The organism is Nocardia sp. NRRL S-836, assembly GCF_001279525.1.
GTDB lineage: Bacteria > Actinomycetota > Actinomycetes > Mycobacteriales > Pseudonocardiaceae > Lentzea.
Genome location: NZ_LGDY01000122.1, coordinates 52,113 through 71,237, shown reverse-complemented (window position 1 = coordinate 71,237; position 19,125 = coordinate 52,113). Strand labels below are relative to the sequence as shown.

19 protein-coding genes are annotated in these 19,125 nt (G+C 70.5%); 12 read left to right on the top strand and 7 right to left on the bottom strand.

Annotated features, from left to right (window positions below; translation table 11 throughout):
* Positions 1 to 344 precede the first annotated feature (344 nt).
* Positions 345 to 2,009: a hypothetical protein gene (locus tag ADL03_RS32225; protein WP_053737360.1), complete on the bottom strand. Its 1,665-nt coding sequence runs from the start codon at positions 2,007 to 2,009 to the stop codon at positions 345 to 347.
* A gap of 199 nt (positions 2,010 to 2,208) precedes the next feature.
* On the opposite strand from ADL03_RS32225, the gene ADL03_RS32220 reads away from it, so the two are divergent.
* A complete protein-coding gene (locus ADL03_RS32220) occupies positions 2,209 to 3,189 on the top strand; it encodes a triacylglycerol lipase (protein ID WP_197288828.1) in 981 nt (326 codons plus the stop codon).
* A gap of 209 nt (positions 3,190 to 3,398) precedes the next feature.
* Positions 3,399 to 4,187, top strand: coding sequence for a M23 family metallopeptidase (locus tag ADL03_RS32215; RefSeq protein ID WP_082373651.1), 789 nt, complete (start codon positions 3,399 to 3,401; stop codon positions 4,185 to 4,187).
* A 115-nt stretch (positions 4,188 to 4,302) separates the two neighbouring features.
* Here ADL03_RS32215 and ADL03_RS32210 read toward each other — a convergent pair whose 3' ends face one another.
* Together ADL03_RS32210 and pcrA are read right to left on the bottom strand one after the other, a co-directional pair.
* Positions 4,303 to 4,464, bottom strand: a complete 162-nt coding sequence (locus tag ADL03_RS32210) for a hypothetical protein (RefSeq protein WP_157529529.1) — start codon at positions 4,462 to 4,464, stop codon at positions 4,303 to 4,305.
* A 558-nt stretch (positions 4,465 to 5,022) separates the two neighbouring features.
* A complete protein-coding gene (pcrA, locus tag ADL03_RS32205) occupies positions 5,023 to 7,335 on the bottom strand; it encodes a DNA helicase PcrA (protein ID WP_053737358.1) in 2,313 nt (770 codons plus the stop codon).
* A 253-nt stretch (positions 7,336 to 7,588) separates the two neighbouring features.
* Here pcrA and ADL03_RS32200 point away from each other — a divergent pair, with 253 nt between their 5' ends.
* Positions 7,589 to 7,888 carry a chorismate mutase gene (locus ADL03_RS32200; protein ID WP_255353436.1) on the top strand — a complete coding sequence of 100 codons (300 nt, stop codon included), beginning with the start codon at positions 7,589 to 7,591 and terminating at the stop codon, positions 7,886 to 7,888.
* A gap of 18 nt (positions 7,889 to 7,906) precedes the next feature.
* Here the strand turns inward: ADL03_RS32200 and ADL03_RS32195 are convergent, their stop codons facing one another.
* Entirely contained in the window at positions 7,907 to 8,989 is a 1,083-nt protein-coding gene (locus ADL03_RS32195) for a hypothetical protein (protein WP_197288827.1), read from the bottom strand.
* 39 nt (positions 8,990 to 9,028) lie between these two features.
* Between ADL03_RS32195 and ADL03_RS32190 the strand changes: the two genes are divergently transcribed.
* The 7 genes from ADL03_RS32190 to ADL03_RS32165 all read left to right on the top strand — a co-directional run bounded on the left by ADL03_RS32190 (position 9,029) and on the right by ADL03_RS32165 (position 15,645).
* Complete coding sequence (locus ADL03_RS32190) at positions 9,029 to 9,355, top strand: hypothetical protein (protein WP_053737356.1); 327 nt, start codon at positions 9,029 to 9,031, stop codon at positions 9,353 to 9,355.
* 102 nt (positions 9,356 to 9,457) lie between these two features.
* Complete coding sequence (locus tag ADL03_RS32185) at positions 9,458 to 10,303, top strand: hypothetical protein (protein ID WP_053737355.1); 846 nt, start codon at positions 9,458 to 9,460, stop codon at positions 10,301 to 10,303.
* A gap of 227 nt (positions 10,304 to 10,530) precedes the next feature.
* Positions 10,531 to 11,310, top strand: a complete 780-nt coding sequence (locus tag ADL03_RS32180; protein WP_157529528.1) for a hypothetical protein — start codon at positions 10,531 to 10,533, stop codon at positions 11,308 to 11,310.
* Between the two features lie 192 nt (positions 11,311 to 11,502).
* On the top strand, positions 11,503 to 12,390 hold the full coding sequence (locus ADL03_RS32175; RefSeq protein ID WP_053737353.1) for a hypothetical protein: 888 nt from the start codon (positions 11,503 to 11,505) through the stop codon (positions 12,388 to 12,390).
* A 47-nt stretch (positions 12,391 to 12,437) separates the two neighbouring features.
* A complete protein-coding gene (locus tag ADL03_RS50310) occupies positions 12,438 to 12,566 on the top strand; it encodes a hypothetical protein (protein WP_255353435.1) in 129 nt (42 codons plus the stop codon).
* Entirely contained in the window at positions 12,563 to 13,882 is a 1,320-nt protein-coding gene (locus ADL03_RS32170) for a serine/threonine-protein kinase (RefSeq protein ID WP_053737352.1), read from the top strand. The genes ADL03_RS50310 and ADL03_RS32170 overlap by 4 nt, the downstream gene beginning before the upstream one ends.
* 185 nt (positions 13,883 to 14,067) lie before the next feature.
* A complete protein-coding gene (locus tag ADL03_RS32165) occupies positions 14,068 to 15,645 on the top strand; it encodes a serine/threonine-protein kinase (RefSeq protein ID WP_231642553.1) in 1,578 nt (525 codons plus the stop codon).
* Between the two features lie 4 nt (positions 15,646 to 15,649).
* Here ADL03_RS32165 and ADL03_RS32160 read toward each other — a convergent pair whose 3' ends face one another.
* Entirely contained in the window at positions 15,650 to 16,552 is a 903-nt protein-coding gene (locus tag ADL03_RS32160) for a LysR family transcriptional regulator (protein WP_053737350.1), read from the bottom strand.
* An 81-nt stretch (positions 16,553 to 16,633) separates the two neighbouring features.
* Between ADL03_RS32160 and ADL03_RS32155 the strand changes: the two genes are divergently transcribed.
* Complete coding sequence (locus ADL03_RS32155; protein ID WP_053737349.1) at positions 16,634 to 17,560, top strand: DMT family transporter; 927 nt, start codon at positions 16,634 to 16,636, stop codon at positions 17,558 to 17,560.
* Between the two features lie 121 nt (positions 17,561 to 17,681).
* Positions 17,682 to 18,101, top strand: a complete 420-nt coding sequence (locus tag ADL03_RS32150) for an SsgA family sporulation/cell division regulator (RefSeq protein ID WP_053737348.1) — start codon at positions 17,682 to 17,684, stop codon at positions 18,099 to 18,101.
* A 124-nt stretch (positions 18,102 to 18,225) separates the two neighbouring features.
* Here ADL03_RS32150 and ADL03_RS32145 read toward each other — a convergent pair whose 3' ends face one another.
* A complete protein-coding gene (locus ADL03_RS32145; protein ID WP_053737347.1) occupies positions 18,226 to 18,576 on the bottom strand; it encodes a hypothetical protein in 351 nt (116 codons plus the stop codon).
* Positions 18,573 to 19,064, bottom strand: coding sequence for a hypothetical protein (locus tag ADL03_RS32140; RefSeq protein WP_053737346.1), 492 nt, complete (start codon positions 19,062 to 19,064; stop codon positions 18,573 to 18,575). The genes ADL03_RS32145 and ADL03_RS32140 overlap by 4 nt, the downstream gene beginning before the upstream one ends.
* Between the last annotated feature and the right edge of the window lie 61 nt (positions 19,065 to 19,125).

The window sequence follows — 19,125 nt, the reverse complement described above, 5'->3', positions numbered from 1 at the left end:
GAGCAGCGCGGGCAGAGCAGCGCGGGCAGAGCAGCGCGGGCAGAGCAGCGCGGGCAGAGCAGCGCGGGCAGAGCAGCGCGGGCAGAGCAGCGCGGGCAGGACGACCACCACAGAGGGCGACCCGTCCCAAGAGCCGAGTCAGTCGAGCTGAGCGGAGTCGTGCCGGCCTTCGTGCCCAAGCCGTGTCGACCTGTCCCGAGCGGCGCCGAACCTGAGTGGTGCCGGGGCGCGCCCAAGCCGGGGCGTGCCCAAGTTGAGCTGTCCTGGGCCTATGCCGAGTTGTCCCGTCCCCGAGACGCGCCGAGCTGGGGCCGTGCCGGGGTCAGGCGGTGTCGAAGGGCTGGTCAGCGGCTTGCGCGGGCCGCCATCGAACCTGCCGCCACCAGGAGTGCGACCACGGAGGCGAGGGCCAGCCACGTGCCGGGCGCTGCGGTCGTGCCCTCGACGCGGGCGCCGGTCAGGGGCAGTTCCAGGGCGCGGACGCCGACGAGCAGGGCTGCGCCGGCCAGCAGTGGCGCGCCGCGTTGGGGGCGGGAGCGCAGTGCGAGGAACAGGGCGGCGAGCAGGAGGAGCAGGGCGGCGACGAGGGTGGTCGAGACGATCGGGTCGTAGTTGCCGACCAGGTCGGGTGGGGTGTAGCCGGTGGCCTTCATCGTCGGCAGTGCGAAGGCGCCGATGGCGAACAGGCCGGCCAGCAGGGTCGCGCCCAGTTCGGCGAGCGGTACGTGGCCGGGTTTGCGCTGGTCGGCGTTCTCGCGTTCGGCGCCGCCCGCTACGGCCGCGCAGACCAGCGCCACCAGGCCGAGCGGGTAGACCGCGGACATCACCCAGAAGCCGGGCGCGGGTTCGGCCAGGCCGGACTGGCTGGCCAGGCTCACCGTCTGCACGCTGAAGACCGAGGCGACGAGCGTCGCGTAGACCGCGTAGACCAGCGCGGGGCGTGCCGTGCCTGCGGCGGTGCGCACGAACATCAGCAGTCCCAGCACGGCGAGTGCCAGGCCGGTTGGCCACAGCAGCCGGGCCGCGTAGAAGACCGGCTCCTCGCCGTCGACCACGACCTGTGGAGCGATGGCGCCCACGACGGCGGCCGCGGCGGCCAGGACGGCGAACACGCCCGTTGCCGCGTGCAGGCGGTGCAGGGCGGGCAGGACGATCTCTTCCGCCGCCTGGTCCTTCTCGTCCGTGCGCGCGCTGCGGAACGACAGCGCCACCAGCACCGCCGCCGCGAGCAGTGCGACGACCGGGGCCCAGGTGACGCCGAGCGCGTCCGCGAACAGGCCCGCCGCCAGCGAGGGTGCGGCCACCGCGGCGAGGCCGAGTGCCACGCCGAGCATGCCGCCGCGGCGCGTGTCCGGGTCCGGCGAGCTGCCGGTGAGCGCGGCGACCAGCGGAGCGGCCGCGGCCAGCAGCAGGCCGCCGATCAGGCCGAGCACCGGCAGGTCCCACGGGCTGCGCGGCAGCAGGTACACGTCCGTCGAGCTGAACGGCTCGCCCAGCAGCGCGATCGCGGCCAGGGCGGCGACCGGGAGGAAGACCGCGAGCTGGCGCGGGGTGTCCTCCTCGTCGGAGGGCACGCCTGCGCGTCCTGCCGCGAGCACGCCGCCGGCGAGCACCAGCACGTGGCCGAGCACGAGCAGCCAGAGTCCCGTCCCGGTCGGCGGCGCCACGAGTCCGGACGGCCGGAACAGCTCCGGGCGGCCCACGGTCATCGTGTGGCCGATGATCTGCAGGTCGCCGAGCAGCCGTCCGGGAGCGAACGCGCCCACCGCCGCCAGCACCGCGGCCGCGACGAACGGACGGCCGCGCAGCCACAACGCACCCGCGAGCGCGGGAGGCAGCAGTGCGAGCACCGCCAGCAGCGGCCACGACGTGTACGCCGGTGCGGCGCCGTCGACGACGCCGAGCAACGGCCCCACCGTCAGGAGAAGGGCTCCCGCCGCGGCGAGGCCCCACGCGACGCGCAGCCGGGTGACCGCCGATGTCTGGTTCTCGAGCTCGGTTCGAGTCATCGCGGGCGAACCTAGCAAGACACCACCGCACCGCTGCGGCGACGCCCTGGGCGGTGATCGTGACCGTGCAGCTCAGCGGACGAGCGGCCGCGCCTGTTCACGCAGGTGAACGAGGCCTGCTGAGACGAAGTTCGTTCGCTTGTGGAAAACGACCGCTGGGTACCCCGTTCCGGTGAGATCATCACTTACCGTCGCTCACATGGGTGACAACGGCCGGTCGTGGATGGGGCGTCTCACCGACGCCGTTCTCGACCACGCCGGCTGGGGTGTGCACACCGCCCGCGACATCGCCGAAGAGGCCAAGGTCGCGTTGCGCGCGCTGGCCACACCGGGTGGTCTGCGCGGCGCCGCGATGGAAGCCGCCTGGCTGACCGCTCACGCCGTGCTCTACCCGTGGGGCGCCGTCGCCGAGCAGCTGCGCCCGGACGGCCACTTCCGGCACTACCGCACCGACGGCCTGCCTCCCCGCCAGCGCGGCCTGGTGGTTTCGGCGATGGACGCGGCGGGCACCCCGATCGTGTTGGTGCACGGCATCGGGGACAACCGCTCCGCCTTCGCGGTGCTGTCGGGGGCGCTGCGGAGGCGGGGCTTCGGGGTGGTGCACGCCATCAACTACAGCGTGCTGACCGCCCTGACCGGCGACGTCCGGCGTTCGGCCGCACTGCTCGGCGCGCACATCGAGCGGATCTGCGAGCAGACCGGGTCCGATCAGGTGCACGTCGTCGGCCATTCACTCGGCGGGCTCATCGCCAGGTATTACGTGCAACGACTGCACGGCGACTCACGCGTTCGCACGCTCGTGACCCTCGGGACCCCGCACAACGGCACCCTCGCCGCCTACTTACTGCCGACCCCGCTGACCAAGCAGCTGCGGCCCGGTTCGGAACTGCTCACCGAGCTCGCCGAGCCCTGCCGGCCCTGCCGCACGCGCTTCGTGGTCGTCTGGTCGGAGATGGACCAGGTCATCGTCCCGCAGCGCAACGCCCGACTGGAGCACCCCTCGTTGCTCGTCGAAGAGCACCAGATACGTGATTCAGGTCACCTTTCCCTCCCGGTTGACACGAGAACGCTTCATGTCGTTGTTACCGCCATCACCCGTATGGATGACGAGTCAACTCACCCCATCGCCGCTGGCAATGAGGCGTGTCGCGCGCCCGGCGTGACCGAAGGTCACAGTTGACAGTTGAAACCACAAGGTCGCCGCCCGTTCGGTCGACGTAACGAACTGGGGTTTGCCCTCCGGCGCTCGGCGCCGTTACTGTCCCCCGGTCCGTTGTCACGGTCTGGTCACAGAAGGACACCGAGTCAGAACCCCGAAATCTGACTCACCGGGAATCCCCCGCCCGGCAGTCCGCCCGACCAGGCTCCCCGAAGGCGGAAGGGCAAGCTTTGAGTCACCACCGCTCCCCCGGCGGCCATGAACGCAGTGCTGCGCTTGACGAGGCAGTCGACCGTGCCTCCACGCGCACCACCGGCACCCACCGGCTCCCCCCGCCGCCGTCGGCGCTTCGCGGACGCATCGTCGTCGCCGCCGTCGCGGTAGGCGCTTTCGCCGCGGCAGGCGCAGGTCAGACCCTGCAGGCCGCCGCGGACGACAGCAACGACGTCCAGCTCGCCAACCACGCGGGCGGCGCCGCCACCTTCGACGGCATGGGCGGTGACACCGCCTCCGCGCCGCAGATCCTCGCGGTCTCCAAGACCACGTCCGAGGGTTCCGCCGAGGCCGCCAAGCTCCTGCGCAGCCAGCAGCTCACCACGCAGCGCGAGGCCGCGGAGGCCGAGAAGAAGCGCCCCAAGTTCGTCCGCCCCGCCGCCGGTGAGTTCACCTCCGGCTACGGCGGCCGCTGGGGCACCATGCACCTCGGCATCGACATCGCGGGCCCCATCGGCACCCCGATCCTGGCCGCCGCGGACGGCGTGATCCTCGAGGCGGGCCCCGCCTCCGGCTTCGGCCTCTGGGTCCGCGTCCAGCACGCCGACGGCACCATCACCGTCTACGGCCACGTCAACGACTACGTCGTCAGCGAGGGCCAGCGCGTCAAGGCCGGCCAGATGATCGCCCACATGGGCAACCGCGGCTTCTCCACCGGCCCGCACCTCCACTTCGAGGTCTGGGAGCCGGGCGGCCAGAAGATCAACCCGCTCACCTGGCTCAACGCCCGCGGTGTCACGGTCTGAGTTGTTCGTCGTCTGCTGAACTACGGCCCAGTAGCTTTCTGCGCGGCTTTTCGCGTTTGAGCCAGCTCCTGGGGTGGTACGGGTCACTCCACGCGCCCCAGGGGCCACAGGAGCCTCAAGCGCCGCTGTAGCCGCGCTCGTGCCGCACGAAGTAGACGACCGCCACCCGCCAGACCGAGCACATGCGCCTGCGCCACCGCGGCCCGCACGCCCGGCAGGCCCCGCTCTCCGTCGTCTCGTGGAGCTCGAGCAGCACGCGCCAGGCGTCGACGAGCATCGCCGTCGACCCTGGGTTCCCGCTTGCGCCGGCCTCAAGCCTCGTGAGATCGCCGAACACACGTTCGCGTAGAACCTGAGCAAGTACGTGATCCACCGCGAGCACTCCCGCCGGGTCGAGTTCCTCATGCGGTCGATTGTGCTCAGCAGGTCTGACAATTTCGGATCCACAGCACCTGAACTGCGGAAACGGCACGGCCGGACCGCTCTCCCGTTCGGTCCGGCCGCACCTTCGCCGCGAAGTTAGGCCCCCGCCGTCCCTTCGCTCCCCTTCGTGCGCGAGCTGCTCCTGCTGCCCCGGATCGCCCCGAACGTCCCGATGGCTGTGCTGCTTGCGACACCCACATAGACGCACGGGGTTGCGGGTCGTTGCGCGAATTCCCGGAATTGCTGTGAATTTGGTCAAGCGAGCATCAAGCCGCAGGTCAGACGCGTGCCGAGGGTCGGGTTCGCGAGGGTTGAGCAGACACGGACGGGTGACGGCCTGGGGGCGGTGGCCGGAGTCAGGACAGCGAACAGCCCCGTCGACCGAGGCGGTCGACGGGGCTGGAGGCAGAGTTCAGAGCTTCGTCATCGGCACGCTGCCGATGAGCATCAGGCGCACGGTGCCCGAGCCGCCGAAGTCGATGGTGGCGGTGGCGCGCAGGCCGGCGCCGTCGACGGCCACGACGCGGCCGAGGCCGTACTTGTCGTGGGTGACGCGGTCGCCCACCTCCAGCTTCATCGCCGGGGCGTCCTTCCAGCCCGCCTTGCCGGGGGCGGGGCGGGACAGGCCGCGGGAGGCGATGCTGCCCGAGGCGGAACGGCCCCAGGTCGTGGCGGCGGTGGGGGCGGCGCGCGAGGGTTCGACGCGGCGCCAGTCGACGAGGTCCTGGGGGATCTCGCCGAGGAAGCGCGAGGCCGGGTTGGCCGAGGGCTGGCCCCAGGCCGAGCGGACCAGGGCGCGGGAGAGGTACAGGCGGCGCTGGGCGCGGGTGATGCCGACGTAGGCCAGGCGGCGTTCCTCGGCCAGCTCGGCGGGGTCGCCCAGGGCCCGCATGTGCGGGAAGACGCCGTCCTCCCAGCCGGTGGAGAAGACGACCGGGTATTCGAGGCCCTTGGCGGTGTGGATGGTCATGAGGGTGACCACGCCGTCGGACTCGGCGTCGGGGATCGAGTCGGCGTCGGCGACCAGGGACACGCGCTCCAGGAACGCCGGCAGCGAGGGAACGGGCTCCGCGCCCTCGGGCAGCTCCAGCTCGGTGAACTCGCGTGCCACCGTGACGAGCTCGTTGAGGTTCTCGACGCGGGTGTGGTCCTGCGGGTCCTCGCTGGCCTCCAGCTCGGTGCGGTAGCCGGTCTGCTCCAGCACCGCTTCCAGGATGTCGGCCACGTCGTCCTCGCGCGCGACCATCTCCCCCAGCGAGTCCATCAGCTCCACGAACCCGGCGATCGCGTTGCGGGAGCGCGGGTTCAGCATCGGCACGCGGTCGTGGACGGCCTCGCGCAACGCCGCGGCGAAGCTGATGCGCTCGCGTTCGGCGTAGGCGGAGACGCAGGCCTCGGCACGGTCGCCGATGCCGCGCTTCGGCACGTTGAGGATGCGGCGCAACGACACCGTGTCCTCGGGGTTGGCCAGGGTCCGCAGGTAGGCCAGCGCGTCACGGACCTCGCGGCGCTCGTAGAAGCGCACACCACCGACGACCCGGTACGGCAGGCCGAGGCGGATGAAGATCTCCTCGAACACGCGCGACTGGTTGTTCGTGCGGTAGAAGACGGCGATCTCGGAGTTGTTGACCTCGCCGCCGTCGACCAGCCGGTCGATCTCGTTGGCCACGAACGCGGCCTCGTCGTGCTCGTTGTCCGCGACGTAGCCGACGATCTTCTCGCCCTCGCCGAGGTCGCTCCACAACGTCTTGTCGCGGCGGTTCGGGTTGCGCGAGATGACGGCGTTCGCCGCCGTCAGGATGTTCTGCGTGGAGCGGTAGTTCTGCTCCAGCAGGATCGTGGTGGCGTCCGGGTAGTCGCGCTCGAACTCCACGATGTTGCGGATCGTGGCGCCGCGGAACGCGTAGATCGACTGGTCCGCGTCGCCCACCACGCACAGCTCCGCGGGGGGCAGCTCTCCGCCCGCCTTGCCGACCAGCTCGCGGACCAGCGTGTACTGGGCGTGGTTGGTGTCCTGGTACTCGTCCACCAGCACGTGCCGGAAGCGGCGGCGGTAGTGCTCGGCCACGTCCGGGAACGTCTGCAGCAGCTCGACCGTCTTCATGATCAGGTCGTCGAAGTCCAGCGAGTTCGACTCGCGCAGCCGCCGCTGGTAGACGGTGTAGACCTCGGCGACGCGGCGCTCCAGGTCGTTCGTCGCCTGCGCGGTCGCCGTCTCCGGGTCGATCAGCTCGTTCTTGAGGTTCGAGACGTGCACGGCCAGCGTGCGCGCCGCGTACTTCTTCGGGTCCAGGTCCAGATCACGGGCGACGAGCGTGATGAGCCGGCGCGTGTCGTCGCTGTCGTAGATCGAGAAGTTGGACGACATGCCCAGCGTCTTGGCCTCACGGCGCATGACCCGCACGCACATCGAGTGGAACGTCGACACCCACATCGAACGGGCGCGCGCGCCCACCATGTCGGCGACGCGCTCCTTCATCTCCGCGGCGGCCTTGTTCGTGAACGTGATGGCCATGATCTGGCCGGGGTGCACGTCGCGTTCCGCGAGCAGGTACGCGATCCGCCTGGTGAGGACGCGCGTCTTGCCGGAGCCGGCGCCCGCCACCACGAGCAGGGGCGAGCCGGCGTGCTCCACGGCACGGCGCTGCGCGGGGTTCAGGTCGTCGAGCAGGTGGCCCGCGCGGGAGACGGGGGGACTTGAGGGCAAGTCGAACAAGGCGCTCATCGTTCATCCACGGTACCGGGCGGCACCGACGAAATCGGCACCGCCCGACCATGTGTTCGAGAAGAACCTCCGTACGGGACGTCCCACCTGCTGAGCCCGCTCTTGGCACCGGCCACCGCTCCTGTGCAACACTGGGACCGTGCGCGCGACGTTCTTCGAGTTTTTCTACGGGATCCGGACTCCGGCTCCCGTGGTCGTCCAGCGCTGACAAAGCCACCACGAAGCCCCGGAGTCCTCGGACCCCGGGGCTTCGCTGCTTCCGGGCCAGGACTCGAAGAGTCGAGAGGTCACCACGATGGAATCCACCACCGCACCCGACATCAACGAGCTGCGCGAGGAGATCGACCACCTGGACGCCGAGATACTGCGGCTGATCCAGCGCAGGGTCGAGATCTCCAAGATCATCGGCGCGGCCCGGATGGCGGCCGGCGGCACGAAGATCGTGCACAACCGCGAGATCGACGTGCTCAACCGCTACAAGCCGCTGGGCCCCGAGGGCAAGGACCTCGCGCTGACCCTGCTCAAGATGGGCCGCGGCCCGCTCGGCAGGTAGGACGCCACCGGCCCGGCGTCACAGGACGCCGGGCCAAAAAGGCCGCAGGGCCGCGAGCACCCGCGCGAAGTCGGCGTCCACCAGCTGACTGTCGTCCGGCACGTAGGCCAGTGGGTCCGCCAGCAACGGCTCCGGCAGCAGCAACAGGCCTTCCACCAGCGCGTGCAGGCACAACGCGCTGTACCCGCGCAGGTAGCCGCCCTCCTGGGTGAGCACCACCCGCGCTCCGAACGAGGCCACCCGCCGCCCGATTTCCCGGTACCCGGCGGCGGTGAGGTTGTGCCGGCCGTTCGGGTCGAACGCCGACCCGTCGAACCCGGACGCGCACACCAGCAGGTCCGGTGCGAAGTCGCGCAGCAACGGGAGCGCGATCTCGTCCAACGCGCGCAGGTACGCCGTGTCGCCCGCGCCCAGCGACAGCTCGATGTTCACGTTCCGGCCGTCGGCGCCCACCTCCGAGGGCGCGCCCGTCTGCGGATGGTTCGGGCCCCACGCGCCGTGCCGCATGTGCACCGAGATCGTCAGCACGTCCGGGCGGTCGTAGAACACCTCCTGGGTGCCGTTGCCGTGGTGGACGTCCCAGTCCAGCACCGCGACCCGCATCCCCTGACGGCGCGCGGTCTCGGCCACCAGTGCGGCGTTGTTCACGAAGCAGTAGCCGTCCGCCATCGACGGCTGCGCGTGGTGACCGGGCGGCCGCACCAGCGCGTACGCCAGCGGGGCACCGGACTCCAAGGCGGCCAGCGACGTCCCTGCCGCCGCGCACACCGCGCCCCACGTCTCCGGCCCGACGACCGTGTTCACCTCCAGCGGCACACGCGCGGACACGCGCAACGAGTCCAGGTGCTCAGCGGTGTGCACGCGCAGAAGCTCGTCGACGGACGCATGGCGGCCCTCGTGCCACTTCAGGTGCCCGGCCACCGGGCCGTGCGTCAGCGCGTGCCGGAACGTGCGCAACCGTGCCGCGTTCTCCGGGTGCGGCTCGGCGACGTCCAGCCACGGCCAGGAGCCGGGCAGCTCCCACAGGCCCTCGCCGGCGTCGTGCTCAAGGCAGTCGTCGTGCCAGAACATGTCCACGCCACTCGATATCAGGGCGATCACGGATGGTCCACCGAAAAAATCTGGGGGCACACTGGAGGCATGGGCCTCATCGCCGCACTCATCGCCATCGCCGGCCTGCTCGCCGCCTTGGCACACGACGCATACCTGGGCATGCTCGGTTCGGCCGCCGGCAAGAAGGGCGCCGCCGGAGCACCTGTCGCGCAGTTCGTCCGCGCGCGCTGGAAGACCGCCATCATCACCACCGCGGGTGCGGTGATCGGGTTGTTGATCACCAACGGTGACACCCTCAGCGCCGACGTCATCGGTGCGCTGATCGCCGGCGGCAGCGGTCTCGCGGCGCTGAATGGCGTGCAGCGCACGCACAAGCAGTTGAACGGCGGGCAAGCTCAGCTGCCGCCCCGGTAGAAGTTCACACTTACGGGTGTCACTCGTCTTGAATTACCCCTTCAGGTTGGTTTCGCGCGTCTGAACGGCCCTACCCTGGTTGCATCGCAGAGGGGTGTCGGGATGGACGAACAGCCGGGCAAACATCGTGTCGACGTCGGTGTCGCGCACCAGCGACCCGTCGTCGGGGGTGACCGCATCCCACTGCCCCGCAGCCGTCCGATCGACCCGCTCACCGACACCGACGGGCTGCGCAAGTTCAACATCGGCATGGTCCCGGCGTCCGTCACGCCGCCGCGCACGTGGAAGCGAGCGGCCTGGTTCGCCGTCGTGTCCTCGGTGCTCGTGCTGGTCGGGCTGAGCGTCGCCGCCGCCAAGCTCGTCAGCGGCGGCGGCGAGGTCGAGCGGATCGGCCTGCCGGGCTACCCCTCCGACGTGCCGCTGATCTCCGCGCTGACGACCGCCACCAGTCCGTCGACCACCGGCGACCGGCCTTCCGCCGCGCACACCGGCCACGCCGTGCCGGTGCCCGGCACCGGCGGCTCAGCGGCACCGCGCAGCAGCGGCACCCGCAGCCCCTCCCCCGGCACCGGCGGCAAGCCGACCGGTCCGGCCCCGCCCGTCATCACGACGGTGCCGGTCTCGCAGGCGCCGGTCGTGGACGGCACGGCGATCGCCCAGCGGACCGAGAACTTCTACCAGCAGATGGTGACGAACGCGGACACCGCGTTCGCGCTGACCACCGACACCGTGCGCGCGAACGCCGGCACCCTGCTGGAGGGCCGCCTCGCCGACATCTCGCTGATCGAGGTCAAGGAGATCGTGGTCGACCCGAGCAAGGGCCTGACCGTGAGCCTGCTGCAGGTCACGAGGAAGGACGGCTCGACCGCCCAGGAGAAGCGGGAGCTGAGCTTCACGCTCGGCGAGCTGCCGTTGATCAACGGTGAACGGTTGAAACCCGGCGGGTGAGCACCACTCAAGGTCAGGCTCCGAACTACCGACCGTAGTAGGTAACACCTTCGAGCGAATCCTGAGTCCCGCTGGACGCCACGTACGGCTGAAGTCGGCCGAGAAACTGGCGTTGCCGCGTGAGGCCACGGTACGTCTTCAGGTGACCACGGACAGTACGGAGGGCCAGGACAGTGCAGCGTCCCGCGACGACCGGACGGCGTCACAACCGCACCGGATCGATCAGCGTGGCCGAGCTGATCAAGCAACAGCCCGGCCCGGTGCGCATCCCGTCCCCCGACGAGGCGGCGACCGACGCGCTCGTCGCGTCGCTGCTCGGTCCCACGGAGTTCGTGGCACCGGTCAGCCCCCGCCGCCGCCGGCGCGCCAGGAACAGCCGCGTGGCCAAGGTCGCGGGCGTGCTGACCGGCGCGGCCCTGCTGATCTCGTCGGTGGTGAGCGCGGCGGTCCTCGTGGCAAACCGCCCGCCGAACTTCGGCATCGCGGTCACCGAACGCCCCGTCGCGCTGTCCGGTGCGAGCGCGCTGCGGCCGGACGTCCTGTCCGCCCAGCTGCCGAGCGAGCACACGCCGCTGCGGACCGCTCCCGAGGTGCCCATGCCACAGCCGTCCGCGTTGCTGCTGACGCAGGCCACACCGTCGACCGGCCCGTCCGGCGAGCCCTCCGCCGAACCGGCCACGCCGCTGGTCTCGACCGGCCCTCAGCCGCAGGTGGACGTGGTGAAGCGGTTCTACGAGCTGCTCACGACCAGGCCGAACTCGGCGGCCAAGCTGCTGTCCCCCGACCTCGTCGGCACGAACCCGCGGGAGTTCGTCGAGGCCTGGGGCATGATCCAGACGGTCAACGTGGACCAGACCTCGCTGCGGCCCGACGGCTCGGTGCTCGCGGTGGTGTCGATGCAGGAGCGCAACGGCAGCTGGCTGCGCATCGAACAGCTCTTCTGGCTGACCGACACGACCCAGCCGCGGATCATCGGGACCGAGGTCCTTTCGGCGCAGCGGAGTTAGGCCGCGCCCCACTCAGTTCGCCGTTCGCAGTCGAACGGTGACCGCTCGTCGCGAATACCGAAGTCAGATCGTGAAAAATCCCCCGAAGGGGTTACATCTCGGGTCACGATTCGGTATCCATGGTCCCGCCAGTGCGCATGACAAGCCTGGAAGGGTGAACGAGCGGTGTCGATTGAGGACCATCGTCGGCGGTTGAACGGTTCGGCCGAGTCGACCGGGCAGCTGTCCGTCGCCGAGCTGATCGCTCGCCGCGAGGCAGAGACCATGCCGATCCCGGTGATCACGGACGACATCACCCCCGAGGCCTTCGAGCCGACGATCAAGTTCAAGGCGGTGCGGACGCCGGACCCGAAGCACCCCGGCAGCAAGCCGCGCAAGCAGCCCGCCAAGGAGCTGCACATCACCGAGCTGCTGCGCCGTGAGGGCCGGGCCGACGACACGCAGAGCGGCGGGTTCACCGTCGGCAAGCTCGCCGTGGCGGCCAGCGGTGGCGTGGTGCTCTGCGGCACCGTCGCGTTCGGTGCCTCCTCCTGGCTGTCCTCGCCCGACGAGCGCCCGCTCGCCCAGGTGCGGTTCGACGAGCGCGCTCAAGCGCGTGGCGCGAGCACCGGCACCGAGGGCGTCGTGAAGCTGCCGTCGAACAAGACGCAGCAGGCCGACGAGACCGAGACGGCGAGCGCCGCCCCGACGACCGAGCAGGTCAGGGTCGCCCCGTACACCCAGCAGCCGCAGCAGCAGCGCCCGACGCAGCAGCAGACCCAGCAGCCGGTGCAGCAGCCCACGCAGCCGCCGGTCGTGAGCACGCCGTCGCCGTCGTCCGAGACGCAGCCCACACCCACCACGCCGAGCACGCCGCCGACGAGCCAGACGCCTCCGCCGCCGACCTCGTCCGCGACGCCCCCGCCGAGCGGCACCACGACCCCGCCACCGCCCAGCTCGACGCCGAACCCGCTGCCCACGCCGTCGAACCCGGTGGACGTGAGCGTCGACCTGGGAGTGCTCGACCCGGTGCTCAACACCGTCGGTGGCACGGTCGGCCAAACGGTCGGCGTCTTCGACTTCTTCGCACCGGCTGAGTAACGCATCAACCCCGGTAGCGCACCGGTCGCACACGACAGGGGTACCCTGTGCGGGCACTCCGGACGACCGCTGACTACCGCACGAGGAGCACGAGCGTGGGACCTGCTGCCACCGCGTTCTCCCCGTCGCTGCGCGAACGGGCATCGCTGCGCCACACCGCCGGGGTGATCGCGTGACGACGTCCGACGCCACCGACGGCCGGGTGGTCGCCGACCGCTACCGCTTCCTCGACCGCATCGGCTCCGGCGCGATGGGCATCGTCTGGCGCGCCCACGACGAACGCCTCGGCCGCGAGGTCGCGATCAAGCAGCTGCTCCTCGCGCCCGGCCTGGACGAGGTCGAGCAGGACGAGGCCATCCAGCGCGCCATGCGCGAGGGCCGCATCGCCGCCAAGCTCCACCACCCGAACGCCATCGCGGTGTACGACGTGGTCGAGGAGGACGGCGTCCCGTGCCTGGTCATGGAGTACCTGCCGTCCTACAGCCTCGCCGACGCGCTGGCCGAGGGCGGGCCGATGGACCCGATCGAGGTCGCCAGCATCGGCGCCCAGTGCGCGGCGGCGCTCGCCGCGGCGCACGCGGCCGGGATCGTGCACCGGGACGTGAAGCCGGGCAACGTGCTGATCGCCGACAACGGCATCGTCAAGATCACCGACTTCGGCATCTCGCGGGCCAGCGACGACATCACGGTCACCAAGACCGGTCTGATCGCCGGCACGCCCGCCTACCTCGCGCCGGAGATCGCCCGCGGCCAGGACCCGACGCCGGCCTCCGACGTCTACTCGCTCGGTTCGACGCTGTTCGCCGCGATGGAGGGCGAACCGCCCTATGGGGTGAGCGAGAACACGCTGGGTGTTCTGCACGCCGTGGCGGCCGGCCGCATCAACCCGCCGACCGTCGACCACCCGCTGGCCGACACGCTGCTGTACCTGCTGAACTTCGAGCCCGACGACCGGCCGACGATGACGCAGGCGCGGGAGCTGCTGACCGCGGTGGCGAACGGCAGCGCGCCGTCGTTCACCGGGCTGGCCGCGGTGGCGGGACCGGACCCGACGGCGATCGTGGAGCCCGAACGGACGCGCATCGTCCGCGCGGCCCCGCGGACCGCTCCGCCGCGCACGGCGCCGCCGATGGCACCCGCGGTCAGGCAGCAGGACAACCGGCCGCTGGTGATCGCGGCGGTGGTGCTGGCGCTGCTGCTGGTCATCGGTGGTCTGATGGTGGTGCTGGGCGTGTTCAAGAAAGAGCAGCAGACCCCGTCGGCGCCGCCGGTGAGCTCGTCCTCGGTGGTGCCGACGACCACGTCCGCACCCGAGGTGACGACGACCACGCCCGAGGCAACGACGGCGCGCGAAACGACGTCCAGCACTACGACGACCACAACCACGACCACGACGACTACGACCACCACGACGACGACTACGACGACCACCGCGCCGAAGTCGACGACTACGACGACGACCACCACGACGGCACCGCCGCCGTCGGCCTGAGCGCGTTCGAACGTAGTTATCTCGTAAGGTGGGTACTCGCACCGATGGGTGATCTGAACCCAGACGTGTGATCAGCCGTTGAACAGAGAGCAAGTGACCGCACAGCGGGGAGCAACACTGTGACCGACGATGGCCGATTGGTCGCTGGTCGCTACCGATTGAGCCAGCGCATCGGTAGCGGTGCCATGGGCGTCGTCTGGACCGCACACGACGAACGCCTGCACCGGACCGTCGCGGTCAAGCAGCTGCTCCTGCAGCCGGGACTCGCCGACGGCGACGTGGACGAGGCCAAGAGACGGGCCATGCGCGAGGGCCGCATCGCCGCGCGCCTGCAGCACCCGCACGCCGTCGCGGTCTACGACGTGGCCGAGGACGACGGCCAGCCGTGGCTCGTGATGGAGTACCTGCCGTCGAAGAGCCTGTCCGCGGTGCTGTCCGAACGCGGCACGCTGCCGCCGCGCGACGTGGCCTCCATCGGCATGCAGGTGGCCTCCGCACTGGCCGCCGCCCACAACGCCGGCATCGTGCACCGCGACATCAAGCCCGGCAACGTGCTGCTCGGCGACGACGGCACCGTGAAGATCACCGACTTCGGCATCTCCCGTGCGACCGGCGACGTCACCGTCACCGCCACGGGCATGCTCGCCGGCACCCCCGCCTACCTCGCCCCCGAGGTCGCCAAGGGCTACGACCCCGGCAGCCCGTCCGACGTGTTCTCCCTCGGCTCCACGCTGTACGCCGCGATCGAGGGCGAGCCGCCGTTCGGCCTGAGCGAGAACACCATCGCCCTGCTGCACAAGGTCGCCTCCGGCAAGGTCAACCCGCCGCGCAACGCGGGCCCGCTGACCGCCCTGCTGATGCGCCTGCTGCGCTCGGAGCCGGAAGAGCGCCCGACCATGGTCGAGGCCCGCGACGCGCTCGCCTCGGTCGCCAACGGCCAGGCCGCCCCCGCCTTCACCCCCGCCGTGGTCGCCCCGACGCACCCGCCGTCGTGGCGCGGCGCCCCGATCCAGCGCCAGCCGGCCGCGACCCGTGCGCTCCCGCCTCCGCCGCCGCCCAATGCGACGAGGGTCGACCTGCACACGCACACGCCGCCGCGCGCGATCCCGGCGCAGCAGCAACAGCAGCCCCAGCAGCAGCAACACCGCCCGGCCGCCGCGCCGCAGTACTCGCAGCGCCCCAAGCCGTCCCGCCCGGCCCCGCTGTCGTCGTCGAAGAGCAAGAAGTCGACCGTCTACACCGCGATCGCCATCGTGGCCGCGGCGGTGGTCGGCATCATGTTCGCGAGCATGATCTCGAACGGCGGCGGCGAGAACGGCAACAACGGCAACAACAACGCCGGCGCGAACACCTCCACGCAGCAGACCTCGAACAGCACCGATCCGACGAGCACGGAAAAGCCGAAGATCCTCGAAAAGGCCGGCGCGTGGAGCGCCAGCCCTTCGGCGGAGGAACGCCAGGCGCTGCTGGAGGCCTACCTGCAGCTGGCCACCAGCTCGCCGGAAGAGGCGTGGAAGATGGGCAACGCCGACTTCCAGGCCAACTACCCCGGCGGCCTGGGCGGCTTCAAGACCTTCTGGGCGCCCTACAAGCAGGCCAAGCTGGTGAACGCCGACCAGCGGCAGGAGTTCTACTACGTCGTGGACCTCGAGCTGACCAAGAAGGACGGCACGAAGGCGAACATGCAGCGCCAGATCTCGTTGTCGTGGCGCGGCGCCAACTTCCTGCTCAGCTACGACAAGCCGTTCGGCGGCGGGGCGTAGCGGGTCAGCTGTTCCGCGCGGCCTTCTCCAGCGCCTCGGCCAGCGCGATCACGGCGGGGTTCCACGCGGCTTCCTCGCGGTAGACGACGTGGATGTGCCGCACCGGTTCGGGGTTGCGGACCTTGCGGAGCACCACGCCCGGATGCGCGTACTCCAGCCCGAGCCGCGGGATGAGCGTGACCCCGAGCCCGGCCGCCACGAATCCCTGCGCGGTCGCGTAGTCGTCGCTCTCCACGACGATCTGCGGCGCGAAGCCCGCACCCGCGCACGCGTTCGGCACGAGGTCCTTACACGGCGCGGTGGAGCCGCAGTCCGCGGAGATCCACGACTCGTCGGCCAGTTCGCCGAGGTCCAGGACGCGCTTGCGAGCGAGGGCGTGGCCGCGCGGCAGGACGGCGTAGAACGGGTCGGCGAGCAGGTGGCGCGTGATCACGCCGTCCGGCGTCGGCTGGTCGGGTTCCAGGATCGTGATGACGACGTCCGCGCGGCCCGCGGCGAGCTCCTCGAAGGAGTCGATGGGCTCGGCGAGCTTGAGGTCGAGCTCGACGCCGGCGCGTTCGGCGCGGAACCGGGCGACGGCGGGTGGCACGAGGGCGGCGCCGGCGGTGGCGAAGTAGCGGACGCGCAGGGTGCCCGCGCAGCCGTTGCGCAGTGCGGTCAGCGCGCTCTCGGCTTCGGCGAGCTGCTCGGTGAGGCGGGCGGCGTGCTCGGTGAGCAGGCGGCCGGCGGCGGTCGGGCGGACGCCCCTGCCGACGCGTTCGAGCAGCGGCAGGCCCGCCTGCTTCTCCAGGCCCGCGACCTGCTGGGAGATCGCGGACGGCGTGTAGCCGAGGTTGGTCGCGGCCGCGGTGATGGAACCCGTGGTCACCACAGCCCTGAGGACCTGCATGCGCCGCACATCCAGCATGCTCCGACGGTACAGCTCTGCTTAAAGGTTCTCCACAACAATTAAATTGTTTTCACGGGTCGCCGGACGCATCGTGGACGGGTGAACCAACGCGGAACGTTGATCAGGATGGGCGTGCTCGCCCTGCTGTGGGGATCGAGCTTCCTGTGGATGAAGCTCGCTCTGGGCAGCCTCGCGCCCCTGCAGATCTCGCTCGTGCGGACGTTCTTCGGGGCGCTCGTGCTGGTCGCGGTGCTCGCCTCGGCGCGGATGACGCTGCCGCGTGACAAGCGGATCTGGGGCCACATGACGTTCGTGGCGCTGTTCGGCAGCGCGGTCCCGTTCACGCTGTTCGCGATCGGCGGCCAGACGGTCGACTCCGGCGTGTCCGGGGTGCTCAACTCCACGACCCCGCTGTTCGCGCTGGCGATCGGGCTGCTGCTCGGCACGGAGCGGATCAACGACCTCGTCCGCATGCTGGGGCTGGGGCTGGGCTTCGCGGGCGTGCTGCTGATCTTCGCGCCGTGGCAGCAGGCGAACAGCATCGCGAGCTGGGGCGCGGTCCTGTGCCTCGTCGGCGCCGCGAGCTACGCCATCGGCTACTCCTACGCGGGCCGGTACCTGGTCAACACGGGTGCGAGCTCGACGCAGCTGGCCGCGATGCAGCTGACCACCGCGATGGGGATGCTGGTGCTGGCGATGCCGTTCGGTGGGCTGCAGCCGCTGCACCTGCACTGGGTCGGCGTGGCCGCCGTGATCGTCCTGGGCGTCGCGGGCACCGGTGTCGCGTTCATCCTCAACTACCGCGTCATCGCGGACGAGGGCGCCACCACGGCGACTACGGTGGGTTACCTGCTGCCGGTGGTCTCGGTGCTCCTTGGAGCGATCTTCCTCGGGGAGCAACTGAACGCGAGGGTCGTGATCGGCATGGTGGTCGTGCTGATGGGCGTCGCGCTGACCCGCCGGAGGTCCGTCGCGGCAGGTCAGAACGTCTCACCAAACGAGACACGCGACCTGGTCAAACGCTGACGGGTGAGACGTGCGTCTCCCCCAGAAGGATGGTTCCGAGACGAAACGCGTCCTTATCGCGCTGGATAGCCGTCTCCTCTTTGTTGAAGGAGATGGACACCAGTCCGGGAAGGACATCGACATGAACAACGAGAACCTGAAGGTCGTCACCCGCACGACCTTCCACCTGCTCGCCCCCGGTGCGGCTCCCGCGCCGGTCGAGGCCGAGCTGGTCTACGACCCCGAGGACCCGTACGCGGTCGCCATCGTGTTCCACACCGGCTCCGGCCGGGTCGAGTGGATGTTCGCGCGCGACCTGCTGGCCGACGGCCTGCTGACGCCGTCCGGTGAGGGCGACATCCTGGTCCGCCCCGCCTCCGACGACCCGGAGCGGGTGCTGGTCGAGCTGAACGCGCCGACCGGGTTCGCGATCCTGAGCGCCGTCGCGGAGGACGTGGCGTCGTTCCTGGACAGCTCCTACGACGTCGTGCAGCCCGGCGAGGAGGACCTGTGGATCGACTTCGACCGGGAGCTGCAGAAGCTGGTCTCGACGCTGGACTAGAAGCGGTTCCGCGGTGGTCTGACGGGCGCGGGACGAGGTGCCGGCACACGCTGCCGATCAGCTCGTCACCGGAGACCACCGGTGGTGTCCGGCGTCGTGGGCAGCGACGGCGGCATCGAACGGGCTACTCGGTCGCCTTGGGGTGCGCACCGGCGTAGTCGATCCACACGGTGTGCTTTTCGACATCGAGCAGGTACCAGACGCGGTCCCCACCGGTGACTTCGATCTGCCAGCGCGCCATGACCTGGCCACCACGGACACCTGTCGACAGGCTGCCTTTGAGCCGCTCGTGCCGACCGGTCTGCTGGACAGGACCGGGATCGGTGCGCATGGCGTCCCAGGCGCGGCGCAGGTTGGCCGCCGCGCGGTTCTCCAGTTCCTGCCACCCCTTCGCCGCTTCAGCGGTGCCGAAACGGATGTGCCACTCCCCGTCGACGGGTGGCGGAGCGACCGGATCGTTCTTCTTCGGGCTCACTCGGTGGTGGCTCCCGGCCTGGGGACCTCACCGAAGTCCTCTTCGTGGTTCCTGCCGAGGATCTCGGCCAACCGCGGATCGGCATGCACCTCGGCCGTGCGCCGCCACTGGCCGATCAGGTTCACCACCGGCGCCGGAGCTCCGAGCGAGTTCGCAGCCTCCAACGTGTCGACGAGCTCGACGACGAATGCCTGCACGTCCTCACGCGGCAGGAACCTCACCCACGGAAACGCCTGGGGAACCACCTCGGTGACGAGCCGGCGGACCTCGGCACTGTGCTGCATCAGCGCGACGAAGAGGGTTGTGGTGGTCGAGATGACCTCTCGCACTTCCTCCGCACGGCCGGCCGTCGTCAGCACCAGGTCCTCCTCGTCACCACGGCGGTGCACGAGCAGCGTCTGGTTCGGCGACTCCTGCAGCTTGCGCACCGAGTCGGCCGGCTTGTTGGACAACTCGCTGAAGTTGATGGCAGAGGCTGTGATGGCCATAGTTGCAAGGTACTTTAAAACTGGGCGGGGTGCCACCGGGCAGCCCTTGGCCCGGCTTCAA

What these genes read in the sequence shown, in the direction of transcription:
- ADL03_RS32225 (WP_053737360.1), bottom strand. Translation starts at nt 2,009, where the DNA reads ATGACTCGAACCGAGCTCGAGAACCAGACATCGGCGGTCACCCGGCTG.
- ADL03_RS32220 (WP_197288828.1), top strand. Translation starts at nt 2,209, where the DNA reads ATGGGTGACAACGGCCGGTCGTGGATGGGGCGTCTCACCGACGCCGTT.
- ADL03_RS32210 (WP_157529529.1), bottom strand. Translation starts at nt 4,464, where the DNA reads ATGCTCGTCGACGCCTGGCGCGTGCTGCTCGAGCTCCACGAGACGACG.
- pcrA (WP_053737358.1), bottom strand. Translation starts at nt 7,335, where the DNA reads ATGAGCGCCTTGTTCGACTTGCCCTCAAGTCCCCCCGTCTCCCGCGCG.
- ADL03_RS32190 (WP_053737356.1), top strand. Translation starts at nt 9,029, where the DNA reads ATGGGCCTCATCGCCGCACTCATCGCCATCGCCGGCCTGCTCGCCGCC.
- ADL03_RS32185 (WP_053737355.1), top strand. Translation starts at nt 9,458, where the DNA reads ATGGACGAACAGCCGGGCAAACATCGTGTCGACGTCGGTGTCGCGCAC.
- ADL03_RS32165 (WP_231642553.1), top strand. Translation starts at nt 14,068, where the DNA reads ATGGGCGTCGTCTGGACCGCACACGACGAACGCCTGCACCGGACCGTC.
- ADL03_RS32160 (WP_053737350.1), bottom strand. Translation starts at nt 16,552, where the DNA reads ATGCTGGATGTGCGGCGCATGCAGGTCCTCAGGGCTGTGGTGACCACG.
- ADL03_RS32150 (WP_053737348.1), top strand. Translation starts at nt 17,682, where the DNA reads ATGAACAACGAGAACCTGAAGGTCGTCACCCGCACGACCTTCCACCTG.
- ADL03_RS32140 (WP_053737346.1), bottom strand. Translation starts at nt 19,064, where the DNA reads ATGGCCATCACAGCCTCTGCCATCAACTTCAGCGAGTTGTCCAACAAG.